The 13,113-nt window shown below is 40.3% G+C and carries 12 protein-coding genes; 1 reads left to right on the top strand and 11 read right to left on the bottom strand.

What is annotated here, in order from left to right; genetic code table 11:
- Positions 1-206: 206 nt before the first annotated feature.
- Both RIM23_RS07855 and RIM23_RS07850 read right to left on the bottom strand, forming a co-directional pair.
- Complete coding sequence (locus RIM23_RS07855; RefSeq protein WP_446365956.1) at positions 207-1,433, bottom strand: glycosyltransferase family 4 protein; 1,227 nt, start codon at positions 1,431-1,433, stop codon at positions 207-209.
- A gap of 101 nt (positions 1,434-1,534) precedes the next feature.
- Positions 1,535-2,572 (bottom strand): aldo/keto reductase, encoded by a 1,038-nt coding sequence (locus tag RIM23_RS07850; RefSeq protein ID WP_446365954.1) that lies wholly within the window; start codon positions 2,570-2,572, stop codon positions 1,535-1,537.
- A gap of 184 nt (positions 2,573-2,756) precedes the next feature.
- Between RIM23_RS07850 and RIM23_RS07845 the strand changes: the two genes are divergently transcribed.
- Positions 2,757-3,155, top strand: a complete 399-nt coding sequence (locus tag RIM23_RS07845) for an ester cyclase (protein ID WP_446365952.1) — start codon at positions 2,757-2,759, stop codon at positions 3,153-3,155.
- On the opposite strand, the gene RIM23_RS07840 is transcribed toward RIM23_RS07845, so the two are convergent.
- The 9 genes from RIM23_RS07840 to RIM23_RS07800 form a co-directional block, all read right to left on the bottom strand.
- Positions 3,156-4,136, bottom strand: coding sequence for a DMT family transporter (locus RIM23_RS07840; RefSeq protein WP_446365950.1), 981 nt, complete (start codon positions 4,134-4,136; stop codon positions 3,156-3,158). It lies immediately after the preceding gene.
- A 73-nt stretch (positions 4,137-4,209) separates the two neighbouring features.
- Positions 4,210-4,716, bottom strand: a complete 507-nt coding sequence (locus tag RIM23_RS07835; RefSeq protein WP_446365948.1) for a GtrA family protein — start codon at positions 4,714-4,716, stop codon at positions 4,210-4,212.
- 55 nt (positions 4,717-4,771) lie between these two features.
- Positions 4,772-6,286 carry a hypothetical protein gene (locus tag RIM23_RS07830; protein ID WP_446365946.1) on the bottom strand — a complete coding sequence of 505 codons (1,515 nt, stop codon included), beginning with the start codon at positions 6,284-6,286 and terminating at the stop codon, positions 4,772-4,774.
- Between the two features lie 106 nt (positions 6,287-6,392).
- Positions 6,393-7,118 (bottom strand): class I SAM-dependent methyltransferase, encoded by a 726-nt coding sequence (locus tag RIM23_RS07825; protein ID WP_446365944.1) that lies wholly within the window; start codon positions 7,116-7,118, stop codon positions 6,393-6,395.
- Positions 7,119-7,126: 8 nt separating this feature from the next.
- Positions 7,127-8,119 (bottom strand): glycosyltransferase family 2 protein, encoded by a 993-nt coding sequence (locus RIM23_RS07820; RefSeq protein WP_446365964.1) that lies wholly within the window; start codon positions 8,117-8,119, stop codon positions 7,127-7,129.
- Between the two features lie 238 nt (positions 8,120-8,357).
- Positions 8,358-10,133, bottom strand: a complete 1,776-nt coding sequence (locus RIM23_RS07815; RefSeq protein WP_446365943.1) for a hypothetical protein — start codon at positions 10,131-10,133, stop codon at positions 8,358-8,360.
- 33 nt (positions 10,134-10,166) lie between these two features.
- A complete protein-coding gene (locus tag RIM23_RS07810) occupies positions 10,167-11,144 on the bottom strand; it encodes an NUDIX hydrolase (protein WP_446365941.1) in 978 nt (325 codons plus the stop codon).
- Between the two features lie 162 nt (positions 11,145-11,306).
- A complete protein-coding gene (locus RIM23_RS07805) occupies positions 11,307-12,440 on the bottom strand; it encodes a DegT/DnrJ/EryC1/StrS family aminotransferase (protein ID WP_446365939.1) in 1,134 nt (377 codons plus the stop codon).
- A 105-nt stretch (positions 12,441-12,545) separates the two neighbouring features.
- The gene (locus RIM23_RS07800; protein WP_446365937.1) at positions 12,546-12,926 is read right to left on the bottom strand and encodes a polysaccharide biosynthesis C-terminal domain-containing protein; all 381 of its coding nucleotides are present in this window, start codon (positions 12,924-12,926) and stop codon (positions 12,546-12,548) included.
- Between the last annotated feature and the right edge of the window lie 187 nt (positions 12,927-13,113).

Genomic DNA, 13,113 nt, shown 5'->3' with positions numbered 1-13,113 from the left:
GACTTGTATTTACATTACCACAATAGTAGAACGTTATCCGAATTATTTGACTGGCGAATTTATTCGCTACCTAGACGGTTCGCTCGGTTTCATCTCCCAGCTAAAGAGCGTGGGAGCCTTCACCCATCGCTTGAACGGTAAACGTAGGGGCGCAAGGCTTGCGCCCTCACCCTTGTACATTTGCCCTCACCCTTGTACATAATCTTTTACCAATGTTCCTCGCGCTGAAGTTCCTGCCAAAAATAGCTAGGTTTTATCTTAGGCAAAAGCGGTAATCCTGTCCGTAAAGCGGCGATTTTTTCACCATGATCATAGAGACAGAATGCAAAATAAAACAACGCATAGTTTCTAGCAATGCGTCTTTGTAAGACGGCATCTTGTTGCAAATTGAGATAGGGAGGTATATCACCCCGATTGATGCTCGATAAATTTAGCGGTGCTGATTTAGCTATTCTGTTATAGATATCAAAATACGTTTGAGGTAAGTCTTTATAAGACTCTTCCCAAGTCCAATATTGACGGATTTCTTGAAGTAAAACTTCAGCTCTTGATTGAGCTATCTGGGGATTTTCCATATTAAAAATGATCGCTTCGGCGATTTCTTGACTATCGAATCCCGAAAGCAGTTTGCCACATCCAGGTTTGGCAAGAAGTTCTACCGCAATACCGACAGGAGTTGATATGATTGGAATACCACAAGCTCCCGCTTCTAGAAGGGTTAAGGGACCGCCTTCGATGCGTGACGTTATCGCATAGAGGTCGAGTTGATGATAGTATTTAGGGACATCTTCTCGTGGAACACTGACTTTATAGGAAACTTTACAACCTAGTTTTCTCAGAGCTGGGACGAAATTTTTCCAGCCGTAACCCATAATTAAAAAAGCGGGTTTGTAGCCCGATTCAACCATGATTTTTGTCGCTTCTAGTAGTAGCCGACTTCCTTTGCGATCGCTACGACTATTGGGACGTTGCGTTCCGAAAAACCCAATCACAAAATTATCACGGTTTTTTTGATTTAGAGTTGGATAAAATACTTTTGTATCTACTCCATTACAGACAATACTTGTGGTGGCTTTTTCGGGTTTTAGCTGTTGTACTTCTGATTCTAACCCTTTAGCAACGTAAAATATGTGATCAACTAACTCCAACTGTTTTGGTATTTCTTTAAAGTTCCAATGGTGATAGCTGGTTAGGATTGGACGTAGATCAGCCGCTTTTTTGATATGATCATACGAGAAGGATTGAACATCAATCATAAAATGAATCAAGTCCACGAATTTCAACATTTCGGGACAGGTATCAATCAGTTCGATAAGCTGATTCATGTATACCCAGAGGATTTCAATTCCTTGAGGTTCCAGAACCGAAAGAGCCTCTTGTGCTAAGATTTCTATGCTGCTGTAAGGCAAGTTGATAACAAAGAGAATTCTCATGGGCTTAAGTTAATAAAACAAAAACACTCTGTATTTTACCCTTGATGAGGATACAGTAGAGCTACTCACCCCTAGTCTTAATTAGAAATTTCGATGACAACTTAGGGAGTTGGATTAGGATAACGGCGATGAATAGCATCAATTTCTTTTAAAATTGCCTCATCTAGTTCAACATCAATACTGCTCAAATTTTCTTGTAATTGTTCGAGCTTTGTTGTGCCAATAATCGTAGTGGTGACAAACCAACGGGTTCTCACATACGCTAATGCCAGATGTACGGGTTTGATTCCATAGTTATGGGCTAAATTAGCATAACTCCGTCCCGCTTCTAGGAGATTAGGGTAATCATCAGGGCAATAAATTCCTTTAAATAAATCTAGCCGAGAATTTTTGGGAATTTCTGAGACATATTTCCCTGTTAAAATACCAAACCCTAAAGGATTATAAGCCAATAATCCTACATGATTAAACCGACACATTTCAGCTAACGTTGTATGAAACTTACGATTAATTAGGCTAAACCCATGCTGAATCGAAACGATTTTGGGTAAATTTAACTGTTGAGCAATATGACAAAATTCACAAACCCCCCACGGGGTTTCATTACTAATCCCTAAATAACGAATTTTACCCGCTTGAATTAGACGAGCAAAAACTTCTAATTGTTCTGCGATCGGTACGGTGTCCCTCTCCCGTTGAGGATCATAGTCAGGCTCCCCGAATAAAGGAACATAGCGATCGGGCCAATGGATCTGATACAAATCAATATAGTCAGTTTGTAAGCGTTTTAGACTACCTTCTACTGCTTCTGTCACATTAGCGTGATCGATACGATTTTGACCGTTTCTAATCCATGTTAACTGGGGATGAACTCCGGCTATTTTAGTGGCAATAATTAACTGAGCACGTTGTTGATGAATTAACCATTGACCAATATAGTCCTCGGTTATTCCAGGGGTTTCCATGGTATTCGGGAAAGGATAAGTTTCCGAGGTATCAATAAAATTGACTCCCTGAGAAACCGCATAATCTAATTGTTGGTGGGCTTCTTCTAGGGTATTTTGTTTTCCATAAGTCATCGTTCCCAAGCCAAGTTGAGATACCAGTAGGTCACTATCCCCTAGTTTGTTGTATTTCATTTTAATTTATGCAAAAGCTATATAATTTGGCAATGATTAAGTAATCGGAAATCATAGATGAATTTTAACAAGGTATTGGCTCGAAAACAAGGTATAGCCAGAAGCAGGTTTCGGCAAATTGTCACGACTCAGATCGGATTGCTATAGTGGTATAATAAAGGTGATCTTAGTTGGGATAAATTTTATGGCTGATCTCACCAATAAGGAAATCGTAGCGGGTTTTTTTGAAATCTACAATACTAAAGATTACGAAGCCATACATCAGTATTTTGCTCCAGATTACATCGATCATGGATTACCCCTTCAGAGTGTAGAAGCAGCGATTAAGATACTGAAACTTATCCACCAAAGTTTTCCCGATATTCACGTCGTTATTGATGAGCTGATTGAAGAAAACAATAAGGTTGTCTTTCGAGGACGCTTTAGTGCTACCCACTTAGGTGAATTTGTTGGTATTGAACCCACGGGAGAGAAAGTCGAGTTTGAAGCCTTAGAAATCTTCAAGATTGAAAATCAGAAAATTACCGAATCTTGGGGATATTGGCCCCTGTCAACCATTATTAATCAAATTCGTGGCGACTGATTACTTCTTAATTTCAGCACCTTTACCCGTTTTAGCGAAATAAATTCCTACTATAATTGTCAAAAAAGCGAAACAGTTAAGTACCCCCAATTTTTCAGCAAAGATAATCCAAGCTAATAGAGCTGTTACCACAGACTCTAACAAAAAAAATACGCTCAAAAAACTAACGGTAAAGTGTTTCATACTATAAATAGCTAAACCGTGACCAGTTGCTTCAGAAAGCGCTGCTAAACCAATCACAGCAACCCAACCCAAAGGAGAAATTGGCAAGATTTGCTTGTCAAAAATTAGTACCACTGGAAGCATAAAAACTGTACTTAATGAAGATCGCCACATCAAAATCGTTGCGGAATCAAAATGCTGACGGACTTTTTGACTAATCAAACCACCAATAGAGTAAAATATCGCCGAACAGACAGCAGCTATATCACCAATGAATTCCCCACCCGAAAACGATACATCTCTTGCTCCCAACGTAATTGTTCCCAACATTGCCAGACTTAAACCAGTTAAGAAACGACGATCAAAATAGTGACCTAAAAATAACCAACTCCCCAAAGTCGTGAAAACCGGAGTCATATTAGAAAGAACGGTTGCATTAGCTGCAGTCGTTTGGGTTAAAGACCAAGTCCAGATAAAACGTCCAGATAAATGAAGCGTTGCCACAATTACTAACAGAAATCCCCCTTGTTTAAAAAATTTCCAGGGTTGAAAGTTAGGTGCTGGGGATGTTAAATCGGTTGCGGATTCCGAATTTTGAGATTGAATTTTTTTGAAGCCATTCCATATTCCAAAAATAATGGTAACAATCCAAAGGCGATTAAATAATGTCGCATTAGAACTAATTTCGCTAACAGAAATTTTAATAAAAATAGCTGTAAACGATACGGCAAACAAAGCAACAAATAATAATAAAAAATTAATTGCCTGAGAAAAATTGGTTAATTTTAAATCTGATAATTTCAGTTGAAGTGTTCTCATTGATAGAATAAGAGTATTATTGTGCATATAAAAATTAAAATGTCAATAGTGCTTTGCCTCATGCGGATATTTATCAATAATCATTTGAGTCTGAAACCTGAGTAGATAAGTATAAATAATTTTCCTGTTTTTGGGGATTAAAAGTTTCTGTTTGTTTATCGGTACTATCATTTTTAAATACAAGGCGATCGCTGATCACATAGTTCAACGCAGCACCCAATAAACCACCAGCCAATGTATTGATTTTTGGATCAACATTGAAATAATCTAATAGCGGAAATAGAAAAAGAATTCGAGAAGCTATCACCGTTCCCGCCGCTACATGAAACAGGGGGATTTGCTTAAATAAAACATTTTTAATCGTCCATTCTCCTTCTGTCCATACCCAAAGGCGGTAAATGAAAAAACTCAATAACACAGACAGTTCAATTGAGACAGCATTGGCGACATTGTGGAGTAGAAGAGTATTCCATCCCCAATAGTCAATCAGTAGAAAAATTAAGATTAGATTAAATAAGGTTGTCACACCTCCGCCGATCATGAATTTAACAATTTTTGACGAAAATCCTGTTTCTGGCATTGATTACTCCACAGCCGACCTAATCAACTAAACATACCATTATTAATGAGAAATTTCAAGGCATTTTTACATGAGAGACGTTCTGGCTCGAAGCTTTCGTGTAGACAACAAAACCCGATAAATCTGGCACTTCAATCTTCTGAGTAAAATCGGGTAAATAATGAAGATAAAATTTACCGTACTCGCCTCTTTCCTCAGCCCAAGCTGGTATCGCTATCATGGTAAAATTTTCAGGGATATAAGCCAAAAAATCGTCTTTACTAATCGGATATCCAGCTAAATACCGATCAAACGGACCCGAATCAATATGATAGAGTTTATTTTCTGCCATGAGAACCGATAAGGGATGCCAAGGAAAATACACTTGACCCGGATTATTTTTAGAATAGTCATACACAACTTGATGAACATTATTGAAAAAATTAGGTAATGTTTTATAAATATTCTGAATGGGTAGATTTACATTATAGATTGTTAACATAATTACTAGAGCCACTAACCCTGTTTGACTGACACGTTGTAAAATTTCTCTGCCTGATTCTATGGAGAAAGTTGTGGCTTTTTGTAATAAAACTAAATTAGCCGTAAGCGTTAAAAAGTAAACCGTATACATTCCATTAGCATCTCCGCCAACTTTTACTCGACCCAATAAAGAAGTTGGAATAAAAAATAAACTGACCATGAAAAATAAAAGCCAAGGATTTTCTTTGATCCAATCTTTTATTTTCTGAAGGTCATTGGGTACAGTTAGTAAAATGCCAACGCCGACGATAACACCTTGTAAAAGACAATAGCCCGCTAATTCTTCTGCCGCTGATAAAATAACCGATAGTTTATTATCGCCGTCTTCCCAAGGTTGATGACTGGGAATGGTAATCATATTAAATAATAATCCTTGCGGATTAAAGGCAACGATTAAAATGCCAGAAATGACGACTCCGCTCGTGACTAAACAAGCCAAATACCGTTTAAAAGTTTTAGTGTCATAAGCCAGAATTATATAGAGTGGCAAAGAAATTAATATCGGGACAGCAATTTGCTTAGTCCACACCGCGAAAACAGCAAAAATGGCACTGATCAATAACTTGTATAAAGGAATTTCACTTTTGTTTTGTTCTTTGTAAATGATGATACAAGCTAAGGCGGAAAATCCTAAAGCTGGACAATCCGCACAAATCCTAAAAGCATCATAAGATAATGCTCTTATATCTGTTGTAAAAAAGAAAAAGGCAATTAAGGCGAGTATAGATAAGGATAACTTTTGCTTTTGCCAAGTTTCACTAACATATAACCAAATTACGGGAATAAAGAAAAATCCTAGTGACATTAATTTACCTAAAACAAGCGCCCATGTGGGAGAATTAGCGATTGTCGCAGGCAAATAAGCCAAAGCCAGTAATGGTCCATACATATCACTAATCAGGGGTCCAACACTATCTTCAGGATTATACAAATTGAATTTATATTTTCCAAAAAATGCCATAGTTAAACGATCCGCATTCCACTCAGGCTCTGACGATGTATATTGCCCTGGCGCAGCAAAAGTATCCAGAATAAAATGATCAACCAAGAGGATAAGGCAAAATAATCCAGATATTATGATTGTATAGAAAATTAATTTGTCTTGATAAAATTTGCTATTTTTTGAGTTTAACAACATAGGTATAAGGCTCTAACTAATTTCTTTGAGCTAAAAGCATGATTGATACCCCAAAGGGAAGAAATAAACGACGAATCAAATGGCGCTCAAAAGCAAATACGTTAATTAACAGTTGATTCATCAGCGTTGGTGGCATAACTAGCTCATCCTCGTTTTTATTGAACAACGTTAGCAGGAGTCGTCCTCCAGTAATTAAAGGAAAGAGGAAAAAATTAAAGTAACTACTGAAATGCAGACAATAACCCGCACAACGAACAACTTGCTGCAAATTCCGTCGCAGGTATCTACGCTTATGATGCAGGAGTTCATCCTGTCGAGTCCAAAGCCAAGGATAAGCTGGAACAGTAATTAACAACCAGCCAGAAGGTTTAAGTTTTTTAGATAACGCTTGCAACGATCCTGTATCGTCTTCCAAATGCTCCAAAACATCTAATAGTACAATCAGATCAAAGGTTTTATCAGGGAAGGGAATATCGTCAGGTAAGCAACCGGGTTGAATTTTGCCGAGTTTAAGATCACTGGCAAAAAGGCGTGCTGTTTCATCTAACTCCATCCCATAAACTTCACCATAGCGAGCAAGCATTTCTAAATTTCCTCCGGTTCCACATCCGACTTCAAAAATTTCTGCGGATTCGGGCAATTTTAATGTCTGGATTACTTGTTCGATAATCAACCGTCGTGCGACAAACCACCAATGTTTGTCTTGGAGTTCCATCATTTGCTGGTACATTTGAGCATCCATGGCTACATCTATCTCATTGGTATTGACGTTCTTATACTTTTGCTTTTCAGCACTTTGGTAAAACCGTGATGATCTTGAATTAAATAGAGGGGACGTTGTTTAACCTCTTCATGAACTCGTCCCAAATATTCCCCGATTATGCCTAACCCGATTAACTGTACACCACCGAGAAAGAGAACAACGACAATTAACGACATATAACCGGGTACGATAATTCCCACAATTAGGGTAAAAATAATCAGAAACGTGGCATACAAGAATGCAAAAACCGCCAATGAAAATCCCACATACGTCCAAATTTTTAGGGGAATGTTGCTAAACGAGATAATTCCATCTAGGGCAAAATTCCAAAGTTTCCAATAATTCCACGTGGTTTGTCCTTGGTAACGGGGTTGGCGATCATAGAGGATGGAGCATTGTTTGAAACCAACCCACGCAAATACACCTTTCATGAAACGAGTGCGTTCCGGCATCTGTTTCAATCCTTGGACAACCCGCCGATCTAATAAGCGAAAATCTCCCACATTGGCAGGAATATCCACATGACTTAACTTGCCTATCGTATAATAAAAAGCTTTAGCAGTTAAGCGTTTTAGCCAACTATCATCTAAGCGTAAATGACGCTTAGCATAAACGATATCATACCCCTCGCGCCACTTATTAATCAGTTCTTCAATAAGTTCTGGCGGATCTTGAAGATCAGCATCAATGGGGATAACGGCTTTTCCCTGAGAGTGATCAATCCCCGCTGTCAAGGCAACTTCTTTGCCAAAATTCCGGGAGAGACTGACGACTTTAATCGCTGGATTTCGCTGGTGATGAGCAATCAAATATTGTAGGGTATTATCCTGGCTGCCATCATCAACACAGATAATCTCATACGTCAGGTTGAGTCGATTGAGAACGGAAAAGAGCCGCTCAAATAGGTGGTCAATATTTGACTCTTCATTGTGAAAAGGCACGACAACGGATAATTCGACAGACTCTAAAGTTGATTCCATCGTCGCTCTAAACTCAGCCAAGGCATCGTCGGCTGATAGTATTGTTTGATCGGCAATTAATTTCTCATCTACCGTTAACACTATTTTGTGTTCTCCAGGAGGAATGATCACCGGAACTTTAATGGTTACGTCACAGTCTTTTGTTACCGTAGCAATTGTTTCAATTGTTATCATTGTCGTTTCACTATCGAAAAATTAAATGTTTTCTGTTCGTTATTTAAAACAAGCGATTGATTTGTTAAAACACCTGGTTTAAATAATTAATTTTAGCTTCATTATCGGGTTGGATTAAAGAATTATAGAGAACCCCGCGTTGAAAGGAATCAAGTGTTGACGGAGAAATAGGTTTAAATTCAAACAGTCGATTGCCAATCATTAACGGTTCAATTATGCGGACTAATTGACCATTTTTGGCTTCTAACAAAATAATATCATGACTATCAACAAGACGGGGGGGTTCCCATTGGAGAAAATAATCAAACGCCTTGTTTTTAGGACTGAAATCGAATTGACCTTGATTGATGATTAAGTCTTGCCAATTGGGCTTTAACCGATAAACTTTGGGATAAAGTGTGTACTTTCGCCAAAAGTACCATCTCGGCTGATCATCAGTTTTCGGTAATTCATCAAGACGCTCCCATGTTTTAGGAAATTTATAAATTTGCCTCAATGTCATCGGTACACCCCATTGAATAAACGAATGTAACTGTTTTCCTGTATTTAAAGGAGCATCCACTAAAATAATCGTGTTTGGCGTAATATCTGGACAAAGGTGAATCACGTCTGTCCAAAATGCTCGTTGATAGTCCCAACTGAGCTGATTTTCGTGCTGTACTGTTATGCAAAATCCGACTAATAAGGAGAAAAATACCGCTAACCCGCTATTAACGATAGTTTGAGTTATCTTATGTTTAGCTATATTAACGATTAGGTAACAAAACAAACCCACCAGAATAGCGGCTCCGATCGCGGCTGTCATATGTACCCGCGAATCCCGTCCATTAATTGCCGTGGCGGCACGGGTAAAATTTAAGGGATAAGCCAGAATTAACAAGGTTAGTCCCAAAATGGTTAATTTTTTAATCGGTAACAAAACTGTAATAGTTCCTTCCGTATAAAAATCCGGATCAGGTTTAGTTTTTAGGTTCGATAAAAGTAAAATAAACCCGATAAGAAATAAAGGGACAATGATTAATAATTCTCCGTTTAGGTTGAGCAACGTCTGAGCCGGACGATAGAAAAACATACTCAAACTGACAAACGGACCAATCAGCATTTGACGAACCGGAGTGCTAATCAAGGTGAGAAAATCTAGCTGTTCAATCCTAGATTCACCTGTTATCTTTCGTGCGATAACAATTACGCCTAACATCGCTGCCAAAATTAGGGTATGTCTGAGCATCTTCTGGAACAGAGTTCTATCCCACTTGTTTTTAAATAGGGGAGCCGTAATAAAAACGGGAAATACCGTTTCATAGCATAAAAGTGACGAAAAAATAAGTAAGTATGACAATAGTTTTTTGTGGGACAAATAGCTGAGAAAAGCCAGAAGTAAAAGGGTTAAAGAAGAATAGAGAGAGATATGAGTTAAATAAGCGTGAGTAGTTTCTGCTGGAAACAGGGTAAATCCTAGGGTTCCAGTTATCACAAAAATCGGTTGATTCCAAAGGGACTTAAGAAAAACACCCATTAAAATATTGTTAATTAAAATGACCCCATAATTAATCCAGTAAAGCCCATGGAAATCTCCAATGAATTTGCCTAATAAACCAACAGAAAACTCAATAATATAAAGAAGGGGACGGGCTTCGGTGGCATTGAAGTTGAAAATATGCCAGGTCATGAACTCACCAATTTCGTCCATATTCATGGACATTGGCTGAGCGATTAAAAAATAATCATCTTCATACAATCCCAGATTATTATAGTGCCAAAAGTGGGCAACAAAGGTGATCACAGCTAATCCTAAAATGTATCGGCTCCCTTGTTCTCTCCATGAAAATGACAATGACATAGATAGCTTGCTCCAAAATGTGTCTTGCATCGTTTACCAATACTTTTGAACCAAGTATTCTAAGCCAAACCGAGAGGAAAACATTAAGGATTTGGGTTCTTTGGCTCCAGGTAACCGCCCCTGTTCCAGCAGCGCTTCAGCTTCAGTTTTATTACCAATGCGAACCAATCGAGAATGTTCTTGCCATTGCCCAGACTGGAAATAGCGATCGCACATTTGGGTTTGGACGACGAAAACCAAGTCCACCTCTCCAGTTAGCGGATTTCCCGACATACCAATAAACTGAGTATTCCGCTCATCTAAAGTCATCGCCACGCCGACTTCTTCCCACAGCTCTCGTTGAGCATCTTGATAGAAGTTAATCTCCTCAACCCTGTCAGAAAATGTCGCCAAACCTGCCACAAAATTGAGAACACCGGGACAATCAACGTGAGCCGATCGCTCGCCAATATAGACAGTGCCATCCGTCGTCAGGGGGACAACGGCGACGCCAATTCCCCGGGCAAAATAAGCATAGGGATCGTGATACTTTTCTAGCCCTTGCTGCATCAGCTTTAGCGCCGCCAAGGGATGACGATCTAAATCCAAACGATAACGAGGATAGCTAGTCGGACCAACCTCTAGAGTGAAGATATCCTGATGGCGAAACCAAAATCCAGCGACTCCAGCGCCGGACCAACGCAGTTTGCGATCGTCATAGTCTCCCGGATGGGTGCCATCGGTGAGGATACCGGCGTGAATTTGGGGGTTAATCACCCTGTCGAGGTAGGCGTGAAAGCGAGTGTCAATGGCGTCATTATCGAGACTTTTGGGACCATGCCCTTCCCGCACCTGAATTCCCCTGACGCCTGTCACGTCATCGGGTTCAACGAAGTGAAGCACGTTGCGCTCAGCGATTAGCGCCTCCGCTAGGGCTTTCCCGTGAGGTAAATTAGCAACAGCCGCCACCACCTGATCTCGATACTCAAGATATTCAGAAGCTGGAGACTCAGCCAGGTTTTGCTCGTTCATAGTTCATAATGTTTCCCCAAGAGCGGGTTTAGTGTAGGGGCGGGTTTTACTACTATCATTTAGGGTTGCACCCAGATATGACTCGCGCCCGCCCCGACAAAGTTGTCGCCATAAGTTATCTGTCAAAAGAGCCCCTACATCCTTGACAACCAATGGGGTGGGTTACGCTTCGCTAACACACCCGACGGCTAGAGGTTGTGGGGAAGTCTTAAGCTGATAAAATTGACGAATTTGGGCAATGATGAACTCTTGCTCATCGTCAGTCAAACTGTATGCCGAAGGTAAAGAAATCCCTTGCTCATAGACGGATGTACTCACCGGATAATTCATCTGGGGATCAGCCCAGCCTTGATAGCACGGTTGGAGATGGAGTGGACAGAAAAAGAGTCGGGTTTGAATCCCTTGATCGGCTAAATAGTCAGCGAGTTCAGCCCGGTTTTCGGCATAAAACGAGGTAAACCAATGGACGGGTTTACAGCGTGGATCAATAAAGACAGGCTGTAACTGGGGGACATCGGCTAAACCCATGATATAGGCGTGATAAATTTGCCGTTTGCGCTCAATAATGGCAGGCAATTTTCTCAGTTGAGCGATACCGACAGCCGCCTGCATTTCCGTCATGGCAAAGTTAAAGCCAATATGTTCATGGACAAACGTGCCTCGATGGGAGCGACCATGATTTTTCAGGCGGCGACAGGTTTGGGCAATACTATCACTATTGGTGAGAATAATCCCGCCTTCACCACAGGTTATGGTTTTGTTGCCATAGAAGGAAAAAGCACCAGCGTCTCCGTAGTAGCCGACATGGCGATTGTTGAACTCAACTCCAATTGCCTGAGCCGCATCTTCAATTACCTTTAATTCAAATCGGTTCGCAAAGGTCAATACGGCGTCCATATCCGCACTTTGACCATACAAATGCACGGGCATAATTGCTTTCGTCTTGTCCGTGACTAACGCGGCGGCGGCGTCTACATCAATGCACAGGGTATCGGCTCGTACTGGACAAAAGATGGGCTTAGCGCCTGCCATAATTACGGCATTCGCGGACGCCACGAAGGTTAAGTTGGGAACAATAACTTCATCCTCATGACCAATGTCTAAAGCCTTTAAGGCGCAATACAAGGCGGCGGTACCATTGCAAACCGCGATCGCGTGTTTTGCCCCGGTTAATTCTTTAATCCCAGCTTCAAACTTGGCTGTAACTTTATTTTCGGTTAAGTACGTTGACTCGATAACCCGTTTAACTTCGAGCCATTCACTATCATCGATCCACGGTTGAATTTGAGGAATCATCGGTTATCTTTTTCCCAAATATTTGTACGAAGAGACTTGCTCTAGCCTTTTTCCGACGAGAACGGATTAAACTTATCTAGCCAATCCATAAAATTTAGACTTACCTTATGAGTTAGTGGCAGCCAGGGTGTGAAGATCAGGATTTTCCGGATCAAAGGGAACATCTAATAGGGCAACTTGCTCACTGTCCTCTAAATAACGCAAGGTGTGCAGCATGTAGGGTTTGATCTGAATGCCTTCTCCTGAGTTCAAAATAAATTGTTGTTTTTGCTGAGGATCGTGGCAATTTTGCAGCTCTACCTCGGCTTTCCCACGCACCAAAAAGATCACTTCGTGGGTTCTGGTATGAAAATGACCACCCCGAACTTGACCTGCCTGGGTGGCGACAAAATTTACTTCTTGCCAAGAGCCTTGATTCATCAGCCCCAAAAATGAACCTCTATGATCCAAGTGATTCAGGTAACAGGAAATTTTCTCGGAGTTCACCGCTATTTCACCTTTCTAAATAGCTAATTACAACGATAGATATGAGGGAAAACAACAGGTAACAGCCATGCCATCACAACTATGATCAACACGCCATAACGCATCTCTACATTCTGAAAGAAAGTAGTGTTCCTGATGTGAAAAAGTCCTCAGAATCTTGGAAAAGACTGCTTCTGAAGCCCACACT

This window comes from Coleofasciculus sp. G3-WIS-01 (genome assembly GCF_040223135.1).
GTDB lineage: Bacteria > Cyanobacteriota > Cyanobacteriia > Cyanobacteriales > Coleofasciculaceae > Coleofasciculus.
This window is presented reverse-complemented; position numbering and strand designations above follow the sequence as displayed.

Excerpts from the sequence above, each read along its gene's own strand:
- RIM23_RS07805 (WP_446365939.1), bottom strand. The coding sequence starts at position 12,440 with ATGATTCCTCAAATTCAACCGTGGATCGATGATAGTGAATGGCTCGAA.
- RIM23_RS07810 (WP_446365941.1), bottom strand. The coding sequence starts at position 11,144 with ATGAACGAGCAAAACCTGGCTGAGTCTCCAGCTTCTGAATATCTTGAG.
- RIM23_RS07845 (WP_446365952.1), top strand. The coding sequence starts at position 2,757 with ATGGCTGATCTCACCAATAAGGAAATCGTAGCGGGTTTTTTTGAAATC.
- RIM23_RS07815 (WP_446365943.1), bottom strand. The coding sequence starts at position 10,133 with ATGTCATTGTCATTTTCATGGAGAGAACAAGGGAGCCGATACATTTTA.
- RIM23_RS07855 (WP_446365956.1), bottom strand. The coding sequence starts at position 1,433 with ATGAGAATTCTCTTTGTTATCAACTTGCCTTACAGCAGCATAGAAATC.
- RIM23_RS07840 (WP_446365950.1), bottom strand. The coding sequence starts at position 4,136 with ATGAGAACACTTCAACTGAAATTATCAGATTTAAAATTAACCAATTTT.
- RIM23_RS07850 (WP_446365954.1), bottom strand. The coding sequence starts at position 2,572 with ATGAAATACAACAAACTAGGGGATAGTGACCTACTGGTATCTCAACTT.
- RIM23_RS07825 (WP_446365944.1), bottom strand. The coding sequence starts at position 7,118 with ATGGATGCTCAAATGTACCAGCAAATGATGGAACTCCAAGACAAACAT.
- RIM23_RS07835 (WP_446365948.1), bottom strand. The coding sequence starts at position 4,716 with ATGCCAGAAACAGGATTTTCGTCAAAAATTGTTAAATTCATGATCGGC.
- RIM23_RS07820 (WP_446365964.1), bottom strand. The coding sequence starts at position 8,119 with ATGGAATCAACTTTAGAGTCTGTCGAATTATCCGTTGTCGTGCCTTTT.